The 21,860-nt window shown below is 68.9% G+C and carries 15 protein-coding genes and 1 pseudogene; 4 read left to right on the top strand and 12 right to left on the bottom strand.

The genetic code is table 11. From position 1 onward, the window contains the following. Positions 1 to 47 precede the first annotated feature (47 nt). On the top strand, positions 48 to 392 hold the full coding sequence (locus EJG53_RS17605; protein ID WP_125045661.1) for a hypothetical protein: 345 nt from the start codon (positions 48 to 50) through the stop codon (positions 390 to 392). A 24-nt stretch (positions 393 to 416) separates the two neighbouring features. Further along, positions 417 to 617, top strand: a complete 201-nt coding sequence (locus EJG53_RS17600) for a hypothetical protein (protein WP_125045660.1) — start codon at positions 417 to 419, stop codon at positions 615 to 617. A gap of 218 nt (positions 618 to 835) precedes the next feature. Here EJG53_RS17600 and EJG53_RS17595 read toward each other — a convergent pair whose 3' ends face one another. After that, complete coding sequence (locus EJG53_RS17595) at positions 836 to 1,099, bottom strand: helix-turn-helix transcriptional regulator (protein WP_125045659.1); 264 nt, start codon at positions 1,097 to 1,099, stop codon at positions 836 to 838. 163 nt (positions 1,100 to 1,262) lie between these two features. On the opposite strand from EJG53_RS17595, the gene EJG53_RS17590 reads away from it, so the two are divergent. Together EJG53_RS17590 and EJG53_RS17585 are read left to right on the top strand one after the other, a co-directional pair. After that, positions 1,263 to 1,709 carry a hypothetical protein gene (locus tag EJG53_RS17590; protein WP_125045658.1) on the top strand — a complete coding sequence of 149 codons (447 nt, stop codon included), beginning with the start codon at positions 1,263 to 1,265 and terminating at the stop codon, positions 1,707 to 1,709. Between the two features lie 290 nt (positions 1,710 to 1,999). Further along, entirely contained in the window at positions 2,000 to 5,590 is a 3,591-nt protein-coding gene (locus tag EJG53_RS17585) for a hypothetical protein (RefSeq protein WP_125045657.1), read from the top strand. Between the two features lie 126 nt (positions 5,591 to 5,716). Here EJG53_RS17585 and EJG53_RS17580 read toward each other — a convergent pair whose 3' ends face one another. The 11 genes and pseudogenes from EJG53_RS17580 to EJG53_RS17530 form a co-directional block, all read right to left on the bottom strand. Further along, positions 5,717 to 6,271: a hypothetical protein gene (locus EJG53_RS17580; protein WP_125045656.1), complete on the bottom strand. Its 555-nt coding sequence runs from the start codon at positions 6,269 to 6,271 to the stop codon at positions 5,717 to 5,719. Beyond that, a complete protein-coding gene (locus tag EJG53_RS17575) occupies positions 6,268 to 6,678 on the bottom strand; it encodes a hypothetical protein (RefSeq protein WP_125045655.1) in 411 nt (136 codons plus the stop codon). Before EJG53_RS17575 ends, EJG53_RS17580 begins: the two co-directional genes overlap by 4 nt. Positions 6,679 to 6,921: 243 nt before the next feature. Continuing rightward, the gene (locus EJG53_RS17570; RefSeq protein ID WP_244955190.1) at positions 6,922 to 8,046 is read right to left on the bottom strand and encodes a restriction system modified-DNA reader domain-containing protein; all 1,125 of its coding nucleotides are present in this window, start codon (positions 8,044 to 8,046) and stop codon (positions 6,922 to 6,924) included. 5 nt (positions 8,047 to 8,051) lie between these two features. After that, positions 8,052 to 9,692, bottom strand: coding sequence for an AAA family ATPase (locus EJG53_RS17565; protein ID WP_125045654.1), 1,641 nt, complete (start codon positions 9,690 to 9,692; stop codon positions 8,052 to 8,054). Between the two features lie 34 nt (positions 9,693 to 9,726). Further along, the gene (locus tag EJG53_RS17560; protein ID WP_125045653.1) at positions 9,727 to 11,226 is read right to left on the bottom strand and encodes a class I SAM-dependent DNA methyltransferase; all 1,500 of its coding nucleotides are present in this window, start codon (positions 11,224 to 11,226) and stop codon (positions 9,727 to 9,729) included. After that, positions 11,223 to 12,572, bottom strand: a complete 1,350-nt coding sequence (locus EJG53_RS17555; protein WP_125045652.1) for a restriction endonuclease subunit S — start codon at positions 12,570 to 12,572, stop codon at positions 11,223 to 11,225. The genes EJG53_RS17560 and EJG53_RS17555 overlap by 4 nt, the downstream gene beginning before the upstream one ends. Then, positions 12,572 to 15,625, bottom strand: coding sequence for a DEAD/DEAH box helicase family protein (locus EJG53_RS17550; RefSeq protein WP_125045651.1), 3,054 nt, complete (start codon positions 15,623 to 15,625; stop codon positions 12,572 to 12,574). The genes EJG53_RS17555 and EJG53_RS17550 overlap by 1 nt, the downstream gene beginning before the upstream one ends. A gap of 1,173 nt (positions 15,626 to 16,798) precedes the next feature. Then, a pseudogene (locus EJG53_RS42550) lies at positions 16,799 to 17,230 on the bottom strand (TniQ family protein); the annotation flags it as partial. 2 nt (positions 17,231 to 17,232) lie between these two features. Then, the gene (locus EJG53_RS43910; protein WP_125045649.1) at positions 17,233 to 18,453 is read right to left on the bottom strand and encodes a TniQ family protein; all 1,221 of its coding nucleotides are present in this window, start codon (positions 18,451 to 18,453) and stop codon (positions 17,233 to 17,235) included. Then, the gene (locus tag EJG53_RS17535) at positions 18,450 to 19,763 is read right to left on the bottom strand and encodes an ATP-binding protein (RefSeq protein ID WP_125045648.1); all 1,314 of its coding nucleotides are present in this window, start codon (positions 19,761 to 19,763) and stop codon (positions 18,450 to 18,452) included. Before EJG53_RS17535 ends, EJG53_RS43910 begins: the two co-directional genes overlap by 4 nt. After that, complete coding sequence (locus EJG53_RS17530) at positions 19,756 to 21,855, bottom strand: transposase (protein ID WP_371858697.1); 2,100 nt, start codon at positions 21,853 to 21,855, stop codon at positions 19,756 to 19,758. The genes EJG53_RS17535 and EJG53_RS17530 overlap by 8 nt, the downstream gene beginning before the upstream one ends. Positions 21,856 to 21,860: the final 5 nt, after the last annotated feature.

The following is a 21,860-nucleotide window of genomic DNA, read 5'->3' as shown; positions in this document are numbered from 1 at the left end:
CTGTCTACGAGCGGGCGGCCGACCTGGTGCAGCGGGCCGAGGACTGCGTGGCCGCCGGAACCAGCCTCACCACCCTCCTCGACCACACGGGCACCGGGGAAGGCGAGCCGTCGGGCGGCGGCTGGTCACCTGCCAGCGGGGCACCCGCAGGGCGCCGCGACTACGTCCTGGTCAAGCCGGTCGTGAAGTGGCACGTCCGGCTGCTGCTCACCAAGGTCAGCATGGTCTACCCGCTGGCCATCACCGCCTCCACGGTCGGCGTCGCCTACTCCAACGGGCTGGGAGAAGGGTGGGCTGGCTGGCTCTACATCCGGGCACACGTCGGCTTCAGCATGATCTTTGCCGCGTACTGGGGCAGCGGCCGGCTGGACTGGACGGCCGGGGCGACCTAGATCGGTCCACCACTCGTCGTGCTCATGGACGTGTGCATGGGCGCGCTGTTCCATGACGCCTGGCCGCTGCTGGCCTACTTCCCTCCAGCGTGGCTGGTGTGGCTCCTGTTCTGCGTCCCGGGTCTGGCGTGCCTCCCCTTCACCTGGCGCATCTGGTTCGGCCAGCCCCAGCCCCGGACGCCCGCGCAAGGCGACACTCCCTCGCTCCGCAATGTGCGCTGGTAGTGGCCTCCCGGCGTATCCGGCTGCGGTGCCACATGCCGCACTGCCAGGCGGTCGGGTGGGAGCCGCCTGACGGCACGCCATGCCGGGCGCGCACACGTGCCCACCGACGGGCTGCGCCATCTTGCCTCTGCGCAGCGGCAGGAAAGGATCAGATACTCGAATCTGGCACGGGCGCCCGAACGCTGCGTCCCCTTCGGGTGGGCCTTGCCTCCCTCAGGTCAGCACTCGGATCCCGGAGGCTCGTGCCCCGTACACAGGGAATCCAGGAGTTCGCCCAGCGAAATGCCGAAGGCGTGGGCGAGGGCGTGCCAGGTACCGAGTGATCCGATGGTGCGACCCTGTTCGACCTCGATGAGGGTGCGGCGCGACAGGCCGCTGCGGGCGGCAAGCTCGTCATAGCTCCAGCCCCGCTCGGCACGGTGCCGGGCGAGTGCCTGCCGGAGCGCCGTCGGGTCGGGGTCCGGCGGCGGAAAGATCGTCACCCAACCATCGGACGGTGCAGCCCCCTGCCCTGACAGTGCAGGCCTCTGCCCTATTTGTGGCGGTACGAAGACGCCCCGCGAGGGCAGAGGTCTGCACTACTCTCTCCGCGCGTCGCCCGGGTCGAAGGCCGGCGACGATCTGATGACGGCTTGGAGGGATCCGATGACCACCGCCCCACCCTCGCGCGCCTGGACGGTCACCATCAGCAGCCCGGCCGGGCGGCCCCTGCTGATGTGCAGCGCCTGCCCCGGACCGGACCCTGCGGCGAGTGTCCCGCGAGGGGAGGAGATGCGGCGGCATCTGGCGCGCCACGTACGGGAATCCGGCCTGGAGCCGCATCTACGTACGTGTCAGTGCCGCGAGCGGTTCTGCGTCTGGCACCGGCGCCAGGGTCCGTGCAACGGCGCCCTGCGGCTGGTGCTGATCCGGGCGGACCAGGGCCGGACCTGGCACCTCGCCGATGCTTGCGCCGCCTGCGCCGTCGCGATTCCACAGGCGGCGACCGTCTCGGAGCCCCCTGCGCCGCACGGCCGGACAGCGCGCGACTCGCCGGCGACCGACGCCTCGTATGTGCTCGAAGAGCCCGGCGAGTGGACCGAATCGCTGTGAACACCGCCGCATCGCGGCCGTGACAGGGATCTGCATGGGCGGGTTCCAGAGCGGCCGGCCCGCTCACGCTGCCGCAGCAGGGGTCAAGAGGCATCATCGGGATGCCTGACCCTGTGTCGGCCGGCCGCGTTGTGCGCGCCCGCGACGATAGAGGCGATTGTCAGACGCAGTCGCTAACCTCCATTGACCTGAGTGGCGTTGGACGAACTGGGGATTCGATGGTGCGGATGGACGGCGGTCGGTTAGCAGCCCGAGGGTTTCAGTACCAGTACCTGCGCACACTCGAAGCGATGTTGACCGCATCGGATCAGGAACGGATCCACGGCTGCCGGATCGAGGGGCCTACGGACACGACTTCGACCGCGGCGGTCGACGTGGTCGACTTCGACCTTGTCGACAGGGAAGGCGACTGTCTGCTCGCCGCGCAGGTCAAGAGCGCTTCGCCGGGACGCCAGGTCAGCGCCCCGGATGCCTTCACGATTCTGGCCGAGCTGGTCTGCAAGGTCGAGGCCGAGCGGTACGAGCTGATCACGGCTGCGGTGCCCGACCGTAACTGCCGGACCCTGGCCAAGATCCTCGATGCGCCGCTCACTGACACCGATCAGCTCAAGTCGCAGCTGGCGCAGATGTTGCAGCGGGCTCCCTCAGCAGCGACCCGCCTCGAAGCATTGACCGGGCCGGACCTGGAGCGTCTTGCCCGCGCGCGGGTGGTGTGCGACGCCCGGGACGTGGAGGGCATCCGCCAAGACCTGCACGAGCGGCTGCGCAAGCGGCGGGCCCGCCATCGCGTCGGCCTCGGCAGCCGCTCCGCGGGCCTGATCACAGGGCATCTTCTCGCCGAGATCATGCGCCGCGCGGCCGACCCCCACCAGGCGTACTGGAGCATCGCCGACTTCACCGACGCCGCGCTCGTCGAGGACGACGTGCTGGTGCGCGCGCTGGGGCGCCAGGACTGGGGCTGCGTGTTCGGCCCGCTCGCGCCCGTACCCGACGTATCCCGTCCTGACCTTCTCGCCGACATCACCGAAGCCCTGGCCCCGTCCGATCCGCGCGACCGTTCCGTCAACTCCTGTGTCCTGTCCGGCCTGTCGGGTATCGGGAAATCGAGCACGGCCGCCGCGTATGTAGCCGCACACGCCGACGCCTACGACCTCGTCCTGTGGGCCGAGGCCGCCACGGAAGAGTCCCTGGTCGGCTCCTTTCGGCGCATCTGGGGGCATCTGAACGGGCAGGCGCACGATACCCCCGCCGGCGCGAGCACCCCGTACCTGCGGGAACAGGTCCACGAGCTGCTCGCGGCGCTGCCCGGACGCTGGCTGCTCGTCTTCGACGACGCCACCCCCGACGGGGTCGATGCGTGGATCCCGCGGCTGGGGCGTGGCGATGTGCTATTCACGTCCATCGACAGCGCCAACTGGCACAGCCTGCCCCGCGTCGGCCTGTCACCGATGGACCGTGCCCAGGCAGTCGACCTCCTCACCCGCCGCCTCCGGTTGAACGCCGACACCGCGGCCTTTCACCGGGAAGACCTGGACGCTCTGGCCGAGACGCTGGAGGGGTGGCCTCTGGCCATCGAGCTGGCCTGCGGATACATGCGCACCTGCCAGATCCCCGTCGAACGACTGGGCACCTTCCGTACCCTCCTGCTCGATCGGGCCCTGGCCGACAAGAGATCCAAGCCATCGGGCTATCCGCGGACCCTGGCAGCCACCGTCGAGCTGAGCCTGGAGCGACTGGCCCGCAACACGGCCGACGACAGCCACTTCTCCCTCCCGGTACGGGAACTCCTCGGGTTCCTGTGCAACTTCGCCGCCCAGCGCATTCCGGTGCACCTGGCGATGGCCTGCGCGTTCATCCCGCCCGACCTCGTCCCCGCAGGCAAGGAAGCCGTCGTGGTGGACGAGGCCACTGTCCCGGTCAGGGAGATGATCCGGTCGCTGATCCAGGTGTCCTTCGTCCGCTACGACGAGCCGCTCGCCTCCCGCCATTCCGAGATCGCCGGCAGCGACGACACCGTGTCGATGAACACTGTCCTGCAGCATCTGCTGCGCCAACACCATGCCCACGGCGCCCAGGTGGAGAGGGCACTCTCCCGCAGCGCCTTCCACACCGCGCGCTGGCTCGGCGCGGCCCTCGACTTCGACGATGCCGACCGGGCCTGGGAGATCGCCCCGCACGCGGCGGCCCTAGCCGGCCACATCCAGGACATGCAGGTCAAGGACAACGACACCGCGCTCCTGATCGGCAACCTCGCCGGATTCGAGTACATCCAGGGGCAGATGGACCAGGTAACGCGGCTGCTGCACCTGGAACTGGACTGGCTTCAGGAACTGGCCGACCCCAACAAGCTCCTGATCGCGCAGACCCGCATCTCGCTGGCCCAGATGTACGCGCACCACAGCATCTCCGATCCGGTGGAACAGGTGGTGAACCTGCTGTCGCCGCTCGTGGAGTACGTCGAGCACCTGCCCAAGGAGCAGGACGGCGAGAACGCGGCCGCGCTGTTGGCAACGCAGGCCCGCATCCTCCTGCACAACCTTGCCGACTCCCGCCCCGACAACCCTCACCTACAGCCCGTGCTGGACGCCTTCACCCGACTGTCCGATCAGCTGCCCCAGACCTCGGCGGTCAGCGAGCGGCTCGGAGCCGAGCGGATCGCCCGCCTGTTCGGCGACGGAGATCTGCAGGGTGTCGAACACGCCGCCCGCGACCAGCTCCCCCCTCCCCACCACACCCACGCCCGTTCCTTCTACGCCGCCGAGATCCAGCGCCACCTCATCGAAGCGCTCGTCTACCAGCGCCGCTGGGCAGAGGCCGAAGCGGAGTTCGAGGCCTTCCTCCCCTACACCGGACCCCGGTCGCTGTACCGCTCCTCCGTCCAGGACTTCGTCCACAACATCGGGCTCGCCTGCGCCCTGGCATGGATCGAATCCGCCGACGACCACGCCGCGGCGCTGCTGCGCCGCGTGCTGACCGAGTGCGGCATCGAGCATCTCGATGCCGCACTGCGCGAGCATGAGCGAGCCCGGTTCACCCTCCTCAAGGCGGTCGACGCCGCCGCCCACCACGACGCCGACGCCTTCATCGCCCTGACCGTCGAGCTGCGCGACAAGTCCTTCGACATCGACGGCATCAATCCGACCGCGCCCTGGGAACGTCTCATGATGGCGCTGCTGGAACGGGTCACGGCCATGACCAGCAAGCAGATCCACGACCATGCCCACGCAGCCGGCGAGGCGCTCTTCGACGAAGAGCGCATCCTCCCCGAACAGCGCGCGTATCTCCGCCAGATCGTCGAAGCGGCGGTGGCCGATGTGCACTGCGCCCTCAGCGGGCAGGCCCCCCTCCAGGCGATCGGCGTCATCCGCGATCCGCGCACTGTCGCCGACGGGGCGCGCCCTCCGAGGACCCCCATCGTGCTGATGGAGCCGCGTCACATGCTCACCGCCATGGCCGCGGTCGGGGCGCCCGCCATGGAGTACCAAGTCCACCGGATCAGCAGCGCAGGCTTTCGTCGGATGATCCCCGAGGCCCCGTCCGTCCCCTTCCTTCCCGGATGGCGGTTGTGCCAGCGCGGCAACCGCATGGAACTGCGTGACCCAGAGGGCACCGTCTGGGCCCGCGCCCTGACCAGCCTGCCGCCCCGGTGGAACGATGCGGCCGCCGCCAGCAAACGGGTCCTGGTGGTTTACGGATTCGGATTCACTCTGGAGGAGCCACCCGAGCGGCGCCCGGCGTTCGCTTCCCCGCAGGCCTTCGCGGAGTACTTCCACACGGCGGCCACTTCCGGGATGCTGACGGCCGCGTTCGTCGAGTGGGACGCTGTGCGGCCCCGCAAGCAGACCTCCCGCCAGCAGGGCCGCAAGCGGCGCAAACGCTGACACGCGGCCCGTTCACCGAACGCGACCACACCAGACCGGGCGCGGTTTCAATGACCGTCGTGGCGACGGTGCGCGCTGCCCCGCGCACGGCGCCCTCGCCGTCGTTCACCTCTCGACGCGAGGCGGTCACAACGGGCCGAGGACCTGCGCCATCTGTTGGCCCAGGTCGGCGATCACCTCGAAGGTGGCCTTCTCCGGGGCCCGTACGCCGTAGTAGGCGAAGACGGCGACGCCGAGGGGCAGGTACCACCAGGAGTAGACGTCCGTCCGGTGAGGCAGCACCATGCGAAGGATCCTGAACACCAACGCTGCCAGAGCCATGGTCCCGAGCGTGTAGAGGGTGGACCACCACAGGGACGGGCCGGGGTCGGCGGTCCAGGTGGCCCGCACACTGGCCCCGGAGATCGCGAGCGGGATGATCGGGGCCAAGGGCAGTAAGGCGAGGGCGAAGAGATCGCCAAGCCCATTGAGGAAGTAGACATCCGCTGGCTCGTAGTGCCAGCCCCCTTCGTCGTCATCCTCGTCTTCGTCGTCAACCTCGTCGTCGGCCAGTACGGGCTCTGCGCCGTGATAGTGGTACTCGGTGATGTGCTGGTCGCCGCCCGCCTGGTAGACGCGGCCTTCATCCTCGGCGCTCGCGTTCATCTGCCAGGACGCATCGTTATCATATGGGTCGGTCATTGTTCGTGGATGAACTGATTGCCGCCTGCCTGGTAGACGCGCCCGTTGTCGTGGACTTCGGCACGGAAGCTGATGGGTGGACGGGACGTATCGGCCGGCGCCAGCCGTGCCAGCAGTTCCTCGAACTCGGCGGCTGCGGTGCGGTCATCCAGGAAGAGCGTCAGCATCCGCCCCTGCCACACCGACTGCAGGGCATCGCGGACCTGCTGCCTCTCGCCTTCCGGGACGGCGAGCAGCGTCTGGCGGGTCGCGTCGAGATCCCGCTCGACAGCATCCGTGGTCTCAGGTTGGAAGCGACGCCACAGGGCGACAACGCCCGTACGGAACGCGCTCCATCCATCGGCCGCCATGGCCGAGACCAGAGCCGCACCACCGGCACTGGCCAAGGTGATGAGTGTTGGATCCACGGTGCCCTCCTTCCCGCTGATGTCCAAGCGTTCAGCTGCCAGTGAAGCATCACCTCCGTGCAGCGGCTCGGAACTTCAGTGAGACGATGGATAGGTGGCCGGTTCACGCCTGTCCACGTGAGGCGATTCGTCCGCCCGCGCTATTCGATACGCGACTGCCTTCCCCTCTCGCCGCATCGCAGGCCGAGTACGCCGCGCAGCGGCCATGGGTCGCGCTTCGTGCTCGCCGCCGGTACCGGTGTCTCACACGAGCGCGATGGGCGGGACGTGCTGGGCGCGGAATTCGGCGAGGGTCTGCTCCACGCCGCCGATGGTCAGATGCCAGAAGTCCCAGCCGTTGATCTTGTTGCTTCCGGTGGCGACTCGGGCAGCGGTGGTCGGGGTGCGCCAGAGGCGGCCCGAGACGTCGATGTGGCCCTCGTGGTTCAAGACTGCCTGATGGACCTTCTTCTCGTGCCGGCCGGTGAGGGTGATGCCAGCCTTGAGGTCGTCCGGGTCCAGATGTTGCAGCAGGTCGTGCAGGTCGACTCGGGAGCGTGCCGGGTCGGTGGTGGGTGCGGCGGCGGGCGTCGTTGCGGCCGTGGCGGGCGCGGCGGCCGGCTGGGCGACGGCACGGTGCAGGGCCAGAGCCATGGCGGCTGCCGCACTGTAGGGCGCCTCGGGTCCCACCTTGTCGTCGACCAGCTGCTGGATGTCGGTCAGGTCCCCGTGGCGGGCGAGTACGGTGACCTCCCGTATGAGGCGGGCGCGGAGCGGGACGAGGTGGGAGTCGTTGAGCGCCAGAATCCGTATGGTTTCGTCGGCGCGGCACACGCCGCGGTTCGTTTCGGCCGGCGAGTAGGGGGTGCTGCTGCGCCGGGCGTAGCCAGCGGAGTCAAAGCCGAGTAGGTCGGGGTCACTGGGGTGGGCCGGGTCCAGGAGCAGCGGCTGTTCGCTGTTCAGGTCGTCGACTGATGTGCGGGCGCGGGTTCCGCCTATTAGCGGGAACTGGCTGCCCTTGGCGCGGCCTTCCCGGACCCCGTTGTAGCGGGCTCCGCCGCTGTTGCAGTGCTTGCAGGCGATGCGGTAGTTCGACACCTCGTAAGCCAGCCACCAGTAGCCCGGGTGGCCAGGCACGTCGAGTACTTCGGATTTCGGCCGGAAGTGGTCGACGGTGATGTCCGCGCGCACAATGAGGGTCTCGCAGTACCAGCACTTGACGCCGACGAGACCGAGGAGCAGGTCGCGTACGGCGTCCTCGGCCCAGTGCGAATTGAATTCACGCTCGGTGCCAGCAGCGACGGCGGCCCTGACCGCGTCGAGGGTGCGTTTGGCCTTGGCTGCCCAGGCCGGCGGGGCGGTGAGCCCTTGCATGTTGACGTGTCTCATCGGCGTCAGATCACCGACGAGAAGCGCTCGTGGAACAGCTCGGCGACCAGGGCCTGCAGTCGTTCGGGCGAGGGCGGGTTGGGGCCGTGGGCGGCCTCGAGGAGCGCGAGGCGTCTGCGGTGGAGCTCGGCGAGGAAAGCCGCCACGAGCGGATCACGGTCGGAGTTGGGAAAGTCCATGGTCTCCAGCTGGGCGGTGACGTCGCGCAGTGCAGCCTGTTTGACCGGGTCGCCAGCCGCCTCGGGGAGCAGCGCGTACTGGCGGTCGATCAGTTCCTGGGTGTGCTCGTCAAGCTGGGTGGGCAGGTCGAACAAGTCGGTGGTCAGCAGGCCGCCGGCACCTTGTCCGCGCGGGTTGGCCCGCGGTATCACCGCGGTGGCCTGGCCCTCCACGTCGGTGGTGACGACGCGGATCTGCTCGCGAGTCATGTTGGACACCAGGAGCGGTTCGTGGGTGGCGGTGAGGAACTGCGAGTGCTGATGCGGTCCCAACACGCTGCGTACGGAGGAGTACCAGCGCCGACTCCACTCGGGGTGGAAGTGGGAGTCGGGCTCGTCCAGCAGGAACAGCGACTCATGTGCCCGCTGGAGCCTCAGCAGGCCCAAGATGGTGAGGAGTTGCTGCTCCCCCGAGCTCAGGTCGTTCAAGCCGACGGTGAGCGCGCCGGGTTTGTCCAGGCGGACGTCGACGGTGAGGTAGCCGGCATCCAGCAAGGTGGCGAGCAGGCCGAACATCGACAGGTCGCTGTCGAAGAGGTTACGGAAGGCGCGAACATCTTCTGCAGTGCCCAGGACGATCTGGAACCCGTCGGCGGGGCTGCCGGCTCCGTCCACCGGGTCGGCATCGGGAATGAGACCGAACCGCCCCGATTCGGCGGCGGCCGCGAACAGGGTGCGGGCGGGCCCGCCCAGGCCCCAGTACGGGAGGGCGGCCAGGTGCGGGGCGCGTGCGGCGCGTGGCGCGCGGATCCGCAGGACCGCAGAGGCCACACGCTGGAGGTAGGAGTGGCGGCGCAGATAGGTGCCGAACGAGTCGGACCAGTGGGTGGTCTGCGCGAGGAGCAGCAGCGGCAGGTGCGCGGGCGTACACAGGAACACCGGCGTGTACAGGGGGCAGGTGATGGGCAGGGTCAGCTGCTCGGTCCACAGTTCGCCTTCGTTCAGGGCGTGGTGTGCGCGCCACTGGTCGAAGTCCGTCATCCACTGCCGGCGCCATTGGCCGACGCGGCGGGCGGCGAAGCGGCGGTGCTGGTCGAACTCGCTGGTCCAGGGAGCCTGGGCATGCGCCTGGTAGCCGAAGACGTGATCGGGCAGATGCTGCGCCCACACTGCGCGGGCCACGCGTATCGGCCGGCCCACGGAGGTGTCCACGGATAGCTCGGGTGAGGTATTGGGGGAGGTCTGAACGACCCGGACCGTCCTGTCGTGGACCTCGTAGTCGAGTTCGAAGGCGAAGGCCGCACGGCGGCCCGGCCGGTGCAGGGCGCCGAAGATCTCGGCGAGCGCGTGCAGGGCCCGGGACTTGCCGCCGCCGTTGGGGCCGATCAGGGTGGCAATGGCATGGCCGCCATCGAGGGCGCCAGTGAGGTCCAGCTCGAAGTGACGCAGGCCCCGGTAGGAGGGAAGTCTCAGTCGCAGCAGCCGCACGGCATCCCCCCGGTCAAGGTGCTCCTGGTCGCCGTCACCGCTCCGCCTCACGATCCGGGCCGTCCGCGTGCACACCGTAGGGGCGCAGTGCTTCAGTCAGGGAGGCGAATTCGGCCAGGGCGGCGCCCAGCTCAGCGGTGATCTCCTGGGCCATGCGGTGCAGGTCGGCCTCGGGCTCTTGCAGTGCGAAGGGCCCGGGCGGGGGTTCGGCGACCTGAAGGTCCAGGTTGACGCCGGGCCGGGCGAGCAGGTCCTGGACGGCGAAGGATCGGAAGAGGGGGGTCTCGACTCGTTCACTGCGGGGTCGGCCGGGCCGGTAGGCGGACACGAAGTCGCTGTAGTCGGGACCGGCTGGTGTCGTGGGCTTGGCCGTCGACGTGTGCAGGGAGCGCAGGTCGTACACCCACAACCGTGTCGTGGACGGGCTGCCGTCGGGGCGCGGTTCGGGCTTGTCGAAGAACAGGACGCTGGCCTTGAGACCGCTGGCGTAGAAGATGCCCACGGGAAGCCGCAGCAGGGTGTGGACGTCGCACGCGGACAGCAGGCGCTGCCGGATCAGCTCACCCGGCCCGCCTTCGAACAGCACACTGTCGGGTACCACGACAGCGGCGCGGCCGTCGGTCTCCAGCAGGCTGTGGATGTGCTGGAGGAAGTTGAGCTGCCGGCTGGTGGTGAGGGTCCAGAAGTCCTCCCGGTAGGGCTCCTCGCTGGTGGAGCGGCGCCCGAACGGAGGGTTGGTGAGCACCAGCGTCGCCCGCCGCACCGGTGGGCGGGCCAGGGCGTCCCCGACGGTGATACACGGGTGGGTCTCGTCGGCCCGGGTGACGCCGTGCAGGACGAGGTTCGTCGTGGCCAGCCGCGCGGTGGCGTCGACGAGTTCGGTGCCGAAGAAGGTGCTCTGGTCGAGCCGCTTACGCTGAGCCGCGGTGACACCTGAAGGAAAGTGGTCGACCAGGTAGTCGAAGGCTTTGATCAGGAAACCACCGGTGCCGCAGGCTGGGTCGGAGACCGTGTCGTCGATGCCGGGCTGCATGCACTGCACGATCGCCTCGATCAGCGGCCGGGGCGTGAAGTACTGGCCGGCGCCGGTCTTCGTGTCCGTGCTCATGCGGGCCAGCAGCGCCTCGAAGACAGCGCCGATGTCGGCTGAGGACCACTGGTAGCGGTCCACCACGTCGACGATCAAGCGGTGTAGGAGGGCAGGGTCCGGGATGCGGTTTTGTGCCCGCCGGAAGAGCAGCCCGAGCGTTCCGGGCCGGGCGGCGAGCTGGTCCAGGATCTGCTCGTACGCCGGGATGAGGGAGTCGCGCTCGGTCGAGGTGAGCTGCTCCCATGCGTCGAAGCCGAGGGTGTCGCGCCCGTTGAGGGGGCGTTGGCGTTGTTCATGGGCGCGCTTGAGGACGATCAGGCTGGAGAGCTGCTCGATGAGCTCCAGGCCCGAGGTGCCGTTGTCGCGCAGCACGTTGGCGTAGTTCCACAGCCGGTCCACCAGGGCCTGGTCGTGTCCGGGGCGGGAGGAGACGGTGGGGTTCACAGCACAGACTCCTGTTGCCCAGACGGGGAGAGCGGAGGGGACAGATGACCAGTGAAAGCGCGTTCCAGGAGGTTACGCCGTAGCCGTCCGGCCACCTCGAGAGCGCGTTCGGCTGCAGCGCAGGCCGCGTTCAGGGCCGCGGTGTGTGACTGGACCACCGCAACCAGATGGTGCTGCTCGTCTACGGGAGGAATCGGCACCGGCATGAGCCGGATCCTGGCCAGGCTGATGGATGCCGGCCCCGCGCTCTGGGTGGCGTTGCGGTGGCACCACTGGCGGCCGAGGCCGTTGGCGTGCCAGGCCAGCAGGACGGGGTGGAGCTGATGGGTGGTGATCCGGGCACGGAAGACGTGGCTGTGGGGGACGCAGTGGGGCAGCTGGTCCTCCCAGATCCAGCCGCGGCCCAGGCTGTCGATCGATCCGCCGCCGGTCAGCAGCACATCACCCGCCCGCAGTCGGGCTGCCTCAGCCCGTGATGGGGGCAGCCGGATCGTGCGAACGTCGTCCAGGTCGAGGCGGCCGCGCTGCACGTTGGCGACCCGAAGGCAGGAGACGTCCGTATCGGCGGGATTCCACTCCTGCGTGCCGGATGGGGTGATACCGCGGGTGACCTCGGCGACATCGTGCAGGCGGGTCCACCGCCAGCGTTCGGGCAGGTCGGGCAGTGTCCCGTCCCCTGCGCCGGCAACCCGGGGCAGGTCCGCGGGAACCCGAGCGGTATCGGTGAGAGCGCCGCGCCCTGCCCGCGCGGTCAGGGCGCGGCTAAGGACGTCGGCCTGGTCGAGGGCGCTGTGGGTGCGGATCGTGGTGGCGTCGATGCGGGTGAGGTGGTCCCCCAACAGGCCGACGATCCGGCGCTGTTCCCCCGCAGGGGGCAGCGGCAGCAGGACGTCGGCTAGATCACGCTGGTTGATCCGCCAGATCGCTGCGCCGCCCTGGCGGGCGCGCGCCTCGATCTGGCGCCGCATGACGGGCGACTTCCACAGGTGTGCGAGGTAGCGCGGATCGAGGACATCGGGGCGTACGCGTACTCGGATCATGGTGTCAGGGATGGCCGTCGGGGCCGGGGGGCCGTCGACCAGCGCGCCCTCGCCGACCAGGGAGTGTGAGCCGTTGACCCGGCCGACCAGCACATCCCCGTGTTCGGCCAGCAGTATCGCGTCGCCGTTGTCACTGCGGTCGCTGCTCTTGGACTGGGTGAAGTCCACGGTGACTGCCCGCAGCGCCGGCATGCGCAGTACGGGCAATCCGCCCTCGCCAGGGCGCGGGGACCGGCCGTTGACCAGCGGTTCACTCAGCACATCGGCCAGCCGGACGATCCTCCAGCCGACAGGCACCTCATTCATCACGCCAGGGCCCTGCGCAGTTCGTCCAGGAGGTCGATAGCGGCGTCGGGCCCGAAGGCGTCAAGGAAGCCGTCCGTGCCGCCGCGCGCCGAGAAGGGGATGCTGTCGAGATACGCCGGGTCGAAGCGCGTCTCGGTGGCCACCACATCCGCGATCTTCTCGATCCACCACAGCTGGGCGGAGTTAAAGGGTCCGGACCGCTCGACGAACTCGGCCAGACGCCGGCCCACCATCTTGTCTTGGCGGCGCCCCCGGCTGCCGGATGTCGTTCCCCGAGCAGGGGCCGGCCGGTCGTACAGGTCGAGCAGCACCTCTTGGAGTTGGAGGTCCTCGGTGAGCGGGTAGAGGGCCTCGCGCCGCTCGTCCTCGACGGCTCTCTTGCCTCCCGCCCGGCGCAGCGATGTCAGGTGGTCCGAGTCGACCGAGTCGAGGAGACGGGTCGCCAGCTCCTGCAGAGGCCGGCCCGCCAGCTTGCGGATCTCGGCGCCGTCGGCGTCACTGAGCGTGGGGATGAGCCGGGCGAGCCGGACGGCGAGTTCGGCTGTCTCCTGCGGCGTCGCCCGGCCGTCAGTGGCTCGGTGCAGCAGGCGCTCCAAGGCGGCCCGTCCCCTCTGCCCGGATGCATCCGTCACGTTCACCAGCGGCTGGAGGTGACGCGAAGCGCCCGCCGCATCGACGACCACGAGCTGCGCCTTGGCATCCGCTCCCGGGGTGACGGCGCGCAGCTCCGCGGACGAGATGGTCTGCGTTCCCATGGCCAGCAGCTGCTCGTAGTAGGCGGCGGAGCGCACCTCGCGCAGGATCAGCAGGCACTCCATCACCCGCATGTCACTGTTCCCAGAGATCAGATCCGTCACGACCGCGATCCGGAACTCCGGCGTCGTGCGGAACTCCCGCAGCAGGTCCGCCGCATACGCGTCGCGCGGCGCGATCCGTCGGCAGAAGACGTCCCCGGCGCCGAACACGTCGCGGACGCGCTCCACGACCTCGTCCGCATGCAGTCCGTCCTGCGCCAGCACCACGGTCTTGGGGACCCCGAGGAGCCCGCCGCCGTGCTGCATCCGATCGGGGAACAGGGTCGGCAGCGCGTTACGGAAAGCCGTCACCACGGTGGCCAGGCGCTCAGACGGGACAGCCCTTGCCGGGCCCTGCCCTACGGTGAAGGCCAGCTCCTCGTCCAGATCCTCGTATCGGGCGCGGCGCGAGCTGCGGGATTGCACACCGACCGCGTCGACAGGTGTGGCAAACGCCGACTGCCGGTCGCCGTCGACCTGGATCTGGTAAACGGAGTAGTCCACGGCGACGCCGTCGGCGACGGCCTGTTCATAGCTGTAGGAGTTGACCAGGTTGCCCTTGAAGAATCCCAGCACGGTAGCGGTCGGCGTCGCGCTGAATCCGACGACGGGAGCATCGAAGTATTCGAGAAGGGCACGCCGCTGTCCGTACAGCGCGCGGTGGCAGTCGTCGACGATGACGAGATCGAATGCGTCGGGCGGCAGCGTCTCGCAGTAGGTCACTTCCAGGGGTGTGGCATCGGGATGCGCCTGCCGTTCGGCGGTCTCGTACGCCGACACGCTCTCGGATCCGTCCTCGGCTGCTGGGGTGCCGGCGAGCATGGCCGACAGACGCTGCACCGTGGCCACGGCCACGGAAGCCGACGGGGCCAGGCCGTGCGCGGTCAGTTCCTGGACGTGGTACACGTCACCGAGAGGGCGCTCTCCGTCCGGCATGCTGAACTGGCGCAGCTGTGCGATCAGTTGGTGCACGGCGAGCTTGCGGTCGGTCACGAACAGGATCCGGCCCGCACGCGCGTAGTGGAGCTGCCGGTAGGCGGTGAAAACCCCGGTGAAGCTCGCCCCGAAGCCAGTGGCCATCTGCACCAGGGCGCGCCGCTGACCGGCCGCGAGGGCCTGCTCGATGGCCATTACCGCCCCGCGCTGGGCAATGCGCAGCTGGTCGAACCCCTCGTCCTGCCGCTGCAGGTAGGCGGCCTGGCGGGCCCGGTAGGTCGGTGCCGCGCCGTCCGCCTCCGCTTCGCGCTGCCAGCGGGCCAGCGTGCGGGGCTGATGGAAGCCGCTGACCAGGCGCGCGTGGGATTCGGCGTCATTGGCGTCGCGGAACAGCAGACGCCGACCATCGCTCACATACCGGTACGGCAGCGGCGAGCGCCACACGGGCCACGGCAGGGAGCCCGCCGGGGCCTTCGCCAGTGCGCCCGCCTGCTCCATAGCCTCGTCGAGATCGATGCCGTCCCGCTTGCACTCGACGATCCCGACCACCTGTCCGCCGACCGTCAGCAGCATGTCCGCGCGGAGACCTGCGGCCAAGCGGGGCTGCACCAGGACGCAGCCCAGGGAACGGTTGAGCTGAGACTCCTCGCCAGCGGCCAGGACGTCCCACCCCGCCTTAGCGAGCCTGCGCTGCACTTCCGCGGAAATGTCGGCTTCGCGCAGCGGTTCATAGGCGGCAGCGCGTGCGCTGACGATCAGTTGTTCACGTTCGGCGACCGCCAGGGGCGTGGGAGCGACGCGCTGTTCGAATTCGCGGCGCAGGCGGGGCAGGTCCTCTTCCAGCGCAGCAACCCGCTGCGCCAAAACCCGCAGATCGGATGCTGAGGCGTGGACGAAGGTCATCGGCTCCGGGTCGCCGGTCAGGGCGCGGAAGAGCCAGACGGCCAGCGCGAAGCAGCGCCCGACCAGATGCGCCGCCACGCCCCGCTCATCATGCGCGCCGCCGTCGAAGCGGTGAAGGTCGTTGAACGCGTCCCGAACCGGCCCGGGAAGCATCCCGGCTCGAGACAGGAGGTCCAGACGGGCCTGCTGATCGCCCGTAGGCAGGCGCACCCCGGCCCGGCGGCCGAGCTCAGCGGCAAGAACCTCACCGAACTGGCCTGCCGCCACCACTGCTTCAGCGGGAGCAGTAACCGCGCGGGCCTCACAGGATGCGCCGTGAAGAACAAGAAGCGGTTCGTGGGGGAGCAGGAATCCGAAATTGGCTGACGCCAGAGCCAGGTCCGTGAACCGGCTTTCGAGCACGCTCGACTCCAGAGCCACGCCGACCCTCCCTACCTGCACTGCGGCGCCGCGGAATCCGCTACAGAACGGCTCTCACCCTACCGTCCGGCCCCTACCCACAACACAAACCCTTGCCCCAATTCAGGCTGGTTGCCCTTCCTCATGCCGACGGGCAGAAGGGGCCTGAGGTGCGAAGCCGAAGCTCCCGGTCGATCCGAGCGGCCTGGTCGTGCTGTCGGCCAGCCTCGGTGAGGGGGCTCCGCTGTCACGGTGCGCCGCCGAGGCGTGGTGGTGCTTCAGGCGGCGACGCCGAGTTCTTGGCGTGTGCGGTGGATGAAGTCGCGGACAGTCGACTCGCGCCGCCAGGGGGCCAGGGCCATGTTGAAGTCGGCCACGTAGTCCGTGGCTCGGCTGGACTGGACGCGGGCGAGGATGTCGACGGCTTACTTCGGCGACCGGCACCTGTCCAGTCGTCCTCGACGGCAGACCGCAACTGCTTCGAGATCCAGCCTGGGCGACGCAAATAGGTACTGAGTGCCCGGTCGGCGTCACGCAGGCGCAGCACCAATGGGGCCAGGCGCTCTCGTGCTTCGTGCCGGTCCGGGTTCCAAGGAGTTGCGCCGCGATGTCCAGGACCGCGCCCGTGACCAGGGAGTCGTCGGGCGGCACGGTGTAGGGCTTGGAGGTCTTCTTCTTGCCTGCGCTGTTGAGCAGGGGCTCAGCCTTCGCGGCGCGGGCGGCATGTTCCGCGTCGAGCGCGGCGGCCAGCACGGGGGTGCTGGCGTAGGGGCGGGCTTCCGGCCAAGACCGGAAGATCATGGCAACGATAGCTCTCAGGTCGGCGAAGTAGTGGGCAACGGGGACCGGCGCCCCGGCGCTCATGGTGGTCGCTGGCCCTCCTGCCGCGAGTAGGTGCCCCAGTTCGCGCTGGACGTGGAACAGCACGTTCATGGTGACGGGATCAGGTTCCCCGGGCGGGGTGTCTGGCCGGGCAAGGTCGGCTCCGCAGGCCCCCGTGGGCTGCCGGTGCGAGGCCAATCGTGCGGTGAAGCGGCACTGTGTTGGGTGGAGCGAGTCGTCGGACAGGCGCGCAATGCCGTTTGCCGTGTGGACGAATTGCGCGAGTGTTCCGCAACTGGTACATCGGTGCGACAGGAGTCCTCGGTGCCGGAGACAGAGGAAGATCACGGGGAGACGCCACAGCCGCTGCCATGCGCCTCCGTGGCGGTCCTGGATTGCCTCGCCGTGCCCGGCGAGGCAGAAGGGGCAGTAGCGCGAGGAGCGGGTCAGCACCCACGGGTTGTCGTAGATCATCCGCGTTGGGGTGGTGCGTGGCGTGAAGGCGGGGTTCAGTGGCCCGTATCGCTCTCCGAGCGGGGCGAGGAGCATGCCACTGACCTCGCCGGGCGCCAGGCGGGTGGCTCGGGCGAAGCCTGCTATGTATTCGTCGTCCAGGTGGTACAGGAGCCCCAGGGGCAGCCGGGTGGGCAGCCCCGGGCGGGTGCGGGGTACCAGGCCGGTGCGGACGGAGACCTCTGCGGGTGTCGTGCCGAGCCTGTGGGCAAGGCGCAGCACGAATCCGGTAAGGGCCTCGTCGGGTAGCGGATCAAGGCTGCGGGGCAGGGGACGCACGTCGCACGTCATTCTCACCCCGCTTCCGCTGCCGGCGTCTGCGAAGCGCCGCGGGTAGCGGCCCTGCGCGGCCGCGGAGCCAGGCCGAGAATACAGCTCAGGGGTGGGGATACTACGAGATCTTTCACGTGCCTGGAGCCGAGCGCGTGGCATTCCTCCACTTCACGCCGGTAGAGGGCAACGAGCTCGGTTCGTTCCTCAGAGCGGTCCGTCGCTCTGAGGAGTCGGTCCGCGATCCCCAGAATGGCACCGGTCGTGAGTGCCGTGGCGGGAGGCGCGAGGAAGTAGTCGCGGGACGGAGCCCCCATGACCCGGCTGCGAAGGCCCCGGGAACTTCGGTGGCGACCTGCAGCCTCGCACTCAATGGCCCTGGCCAGCACCTCCGTTGCCGCCAGAGGGCGCGCCTGAGGCCAGGACGCGTAGATCAACGCGGTGACGGCCCGCAGGTCCATGAAGTACTGCGCCACAGAGACAGGTTCCCCACAGCTCTGGGTCTCGGCCGGACCGTCGGGAGAAAGCAGTGCATCAATGCGCCTCTGGACATCGATGATCTCCTCTCGTGTCGCACGGTCCTTCGCCACGATCCGGCCGCGCGACCTGTCGGACATGTAAGCGCCGCACACAGCCCTTTCCCTGAAGTCGGTCTGGAAGATGGACGGTGCGCGACACTGGATGGGGTGCAATCCTTCATAGGTGGCATGAGCGATGAGTCCTTGCCGGGTGGCGTGGGCGGGGCGCCCACAGGAGGTGCAGCAGCGTCGGAGCGTGCGGCGGTGCTCGACGCAGACGAAGACCACCGGCAGGTGCCAGTGCCTCTTCCACGAGCCACCGAGTTCGGCACCCAGAGGGTTGTCCCTTCCGGCCAAGCAGCGCTCGCAGAACTGCGTGCTACGCAGGTTGACCCATCGCCGGGGGTTAGTGAGGAGTTGAGGCCCGTACCACGGAGCGTGCGCTTGGCTCAGTGGTCCATAACGCTCGCCGAGGGGAGCCAGCAAGAGGTTCTCCATCTCGGAGAGCGACAGGCCCGCCACATGCGCAGCTTCGGCGAGCCTTTGCGGAGGGAGGGCAAGAAGTGATCCCGCCGGCACATGGATTCCCACTCGGTCCGTGAGGCCCATGCGCGTGGCGATGACCGCGGGTGAACTCCCCGTGTGCTGGGCCAGGCGCAGGATCAGTCCCACGAGCGATTCGTCCTCGAGGGGCGCGAGAGTACGGGGCAGGGGGCGTGGGGTCATGCCTCGGCCGCCGGAGGACTGCCGCGGTCGTCCAAGACCGTGTTCCGCCTCTTCCGGGGCTTCACGCTCTTCGTCTCCACCTTCCGCTCCGGCCCTTGCTCCGGTTCCGGGGAGGTGTCGACGTCGGGGATCTCACCGGATTCGGCGTCCCGCACGCCGTACTGGCCGGGGATGTTGCCCAGGTTGATGGTGATCTCGTCAAGGAGGCCGATGGTTAGATCCTCCAGACCGCTCTCCATGGCCTTGGTCAGTCCGTCCTCGATCAGCCGCCGCAGGAGGCCGATGATGCCGTGGGTCCGGCGGCGGAGGTACTCGGGCATCGCTCCTGCGGACAGCGTGCCCGGTCCGGCGTTGAAGAGCCGGATCTGGTTCTCCGTGGATTCGAGGTGATCGACGAACGCTGCGGTCCCGGCGTCCGTGGTGAAGTCGAACGGGTCGAGGTTGACCAGGTCGAAGCGGCGTTCGGTCTGGGTGGAGGCATCAGGGTTGTAGCTCTTGCCCTTCTTCAGGGGCTCGTAGACCCACTGCTTGGTGCGCGGGTCGTGCCAGCCTTCCCTGAGCAGCCCGGAGCGGGGGATGTTGACGCCGATGAGGACGAGCGTGACATCCAGGTCCATCAGGCCCCGGATGAGGTCGAGAGTGTCCTGGTCGTCCTCCCGGTGCATTTTCAGACGAGTGATGTCGTCAATGATCAGGACGGTGGTGGCGTGCGCCTTGATCGATGCCCGGACGTTGCGGATCATGCCGCGCAGGTTCTTGCCATAGGGGGCGCCGTAGTAGTCGAGGATCGCCTCGCACAGGCCGATCGGGGTGGCCTTGACCGGGGTCTGGCAGTAGGCGACCGGCGCGATGATGTCCCGGGTGCCGGGCATCGGGTCGAAGTAGTAGGCGCGGTTCTTCTCGAACAAGTCGCGCCATGTGTCCTCGAATTCGGCGGCGGTCCGGCAGGCGGTCTCGGTCTTGCCCTGGTAGCCGCCGCCGTTGATCATCAGTCCGTCGAGGGTGCTCGGACCGATGCGCATCGCGTTGTTCTGGATCCGAGAGCGCATGAGCGTGGTGACCACCGCGCTCATCGGAGTCTCCTCCATCCGCATGTTGACGTGCGTGGCAGCGCGATGCAGGTCGTACAGCGACTTCTTGCGCGGACTCATCAGCCCGTACTCGGCCACGGAAATCTTCTTGACCGGCACGAACAGCTCGCGCGTCCTTCGGAACTCCTGCCAGCCCTCATGAGTCGTCCGGTCCGGCCGGGGGCCGAGGCGCAGGAACGGTACGGGCCTCTCCGTCTCCTCCGGGGCCTGGTCACTCATTTCGCTCCTCGTCCGTCGCTTGCGCATCACGGCTTTGCTGGTCTGTGGCTGGTGCGTCGGGTGGGGCGTCGTCGTCCGCGATGACGAAGAGGTTGCGGCCACGGCGGCTGGAGCCGAGCAGAGCCGACTCCGGCGGCTTCCGTGGCCCGGCCGCCTCGCGACGCCTGCGCCGGTGGGCGTCCAGGCTCTCGGTGGCCTCCCGGGCCCTCTCCCGCCACGGTGGTTCCGTTTCACGCACACCGACAGCGGCCAGTCGCGGCGGTGCGTCCGTCGCCTGCGACGACTTTGACGGCTTCGGCCGGTCCGCGGCCGCCGCCCGAGCTTGGGTGATCTCCCCTGCGTGCTGGGTGCGCTGGGACTTGGTCAGCTGCGACGGCCAGTTCGCGACCGGGTCGACCGCGCCCAGCATCTCCAGGAGGATCGGGACGAGGTCACTGTCGGAGCGCGGCTTCAGCCCCGCTTCCCGTACGCGCGTGAGGAGTTCCTCGACCCGTGCATCCCCGAAGGCCGGCATCTCGCCCTCCGGAGGCAGGCCCGTCCAGCGCAGCTCATGCCACTCGTGCGTATCGGGATCATGGAAGAACACCATCCGTCGGTCCCGCGGTTCGCGGTGGATGACCCACTGCTTCTTGTACCGGCCGCCCCGGGCGGATTGCAGGTCGGGCTGGTGCAGCAACTCGGCGTCGTACCAGAGCCCTTTGACCTTCACACCCCGCCGGTAGATCCGCTTCACGTGGTGCTCGGGCAGGAAGCGGTAGTACGTCTCCGGTGACGGGATGTCCAGGTCGAAGCCTCCCTGCGCGAAGGAGGCGGCGAACAGGGTGTTGGGGCTGTGGTCGCCACCCGGATCCCAACAGGGGGCGAACTCGCCGAGCCTGCGGTTCTGCCAGATACCCACTACCCAGGTGGCGATGTAATGTTCCATCTGGCTGAGGGTCAGCACGGCGCTGCCCTCCGGGTCGGCACCGCGGTCGGCGACGTCGACTCCCGTGTAGCCGGGCAACTTCTCGAACACCAGCGAGCGGATACCGCCGAAAGTGCGCTCCACCGCGGCCTTGTCCTGGGGGCGCAGAACGCGAGCCGGCAGGATCCGGCAGCCCATCGCCTCCTGGACGTCCACAAGATGGTGGTTGCGGTAGACGGAGCCGTGGTCGGAGGTGATGGTCTCGGGGTTGAAGAACGGCAGGGCGGCCACCTTGTGACCGGCGAACTCGGCGACCACGGCGGCCGGCAGCCCTGGGTAAGGCCACTCCATGTCCTCGCCCCACTCCTCGCGCATAGGCAGCGGCAGCATGACGTCGCGCAGCATCATCGCGACGTCCACCGAGGAGTCCGACACCAGCGTGAGCCGGAAGGCGCAGATGGAGTGGGTGTAGACGTCCAGCGCCAGGGTGAAGTGGACGGTGACCGGATCTCCGAAGACGTTCTCGCGGACCATCACCGGCAGGATCGTCGTGTCCAGCGCGACGACCTGCCCGGGGCGGGTCACGAGCACGTGCCCGTTCTTGGTGGGGAGTTCGGCCGAGCGCTCGTACTTCGGTCGGGCCCCGCCCGGTCCGAACCATTCCTTCCACACCCGCAGCAGCGTGTGATAGCTCGGGACCTTGATCTCCCGCCCCTTGCTGCCCTTCTCGTTTTCCTCCTGGCCCTCGGCCTCGTTCGCGATCTCGAAGGTCTCCCGCACATAGCGCCGGATCATGATCTCGCGGGTCCGTGCGCTCACGCGGGACCGGTGCTGCTGCGTCTCTTGCCGTACCGCGAAGATCGCCTCACGGACCTCCTCGCTGATACTCGGATGTCCCCCGCTCGACCGCAGCCATCGATGATCGGCGCAGCCCACGATCCCGTACTTCCTGCGCCGTTTCTCCCAGCGCTCAAGGGTGCGCGCCCCGACATGGGCGACGCCCAAGAGCAGCTTCGCCTCCTCGGGCCGCAACACCGACAACTCGGCTGCCTTCGCCTCCCGCCGCTCGGTCAGCGTCGTATGGTCCGGGTCGGACTCGGGGCGCGGCTCTCCCGGCTCGGGACGGAACGGATCACCGCTCCGAAAACCGCAGTTGATCTCCATCAGGTGAGCGAAGCGCTGTTCCATCAGAG

This window comes from Streptomyces chrestomyceticus JCM 4735 (assembly GCF_003865135.1).
GTDB lineage: Bacteria > Actinomycetota > Actinomycetes > Streptomycetales > Streptomycetaceae > Streptomyces > Streptomyces chrestomyceticus.
Note: the sequence above shows the minus strand (reverse complement) of the source record. Positions and strands in the feature narration are given on the sequence as shown.

What these genes read in the sequence shown, in the direction of transcription:
- EJG53_RS17600 (WP_125045660.1), top strand. Translation starts at nt 417, where the DNA reads ATGGACGTGTGCATGGGCGCGCTGTTCCATGACGCCTGGCCGCTGCTG.
- EJG53_RS17590 (WP_125045658.1), top strand. Translation starts at nt 1,263, where the DNA reads ATGACCACCGCCCCACCCTCGCGCGCCTGGACGGTCACCATCAGCAGC.
- EJG53_RS17585 (WP_125045657.1), top strand. Translation starts at nt 2,000, where the DNA reads ATGTTGACCGCATCGGATCAGGAACGGATCCACGGCTGCCGGATCGAG.
- EJG53_RS17580 (WP_125045656.1), bottom strand. Translation starts at nt 6,271, where the DNA reads ATGACCGACCCATATGATAACGATGCGTCCTGGCAGATGAACGCGAGC.
- EJG53_RS17570 (WP_244955190.1), bottom strand. Translation starts at nt 8,046, where the DNA reads ATGAGACACGTCAACATGCAAGGGCTCACCGCCCCGCCGGCCTGGGCA.
- EJG53_RS17555 (WP_125045652.1), bottom strand. Translation starts at nt 12,572, where the DNA reads ATGAATGAGGTGCCTGTCGGCTGGAGGATCGTCCGGCTGGCCGATGTG.
- EJG53_RS43910 (WP_125045649.1), bottom strand. Translation starts at nt 18,453, where the DNA reads ATGACCCCACGCCCCCTGCCCCGTACTCTCGCGCCCCTCGAGGACGAA.
- EJG53_RS17535 (WP_125045648.1), bottom strand. Translation starts at nt 19,763, where the DNA reads ATGAGTGACCAGGCCCCGGAGGAGACGGAGAGGCCCGTACCGTTCCTG.
- EJG53_RS17530 (WP_371858697.1), bottom strand. Translation starts at nt 21,855, where the DNA reads ATGGAACAGCGCTTCGCTCACCTGATGGAGATCAACTGCGGTTTTCGG.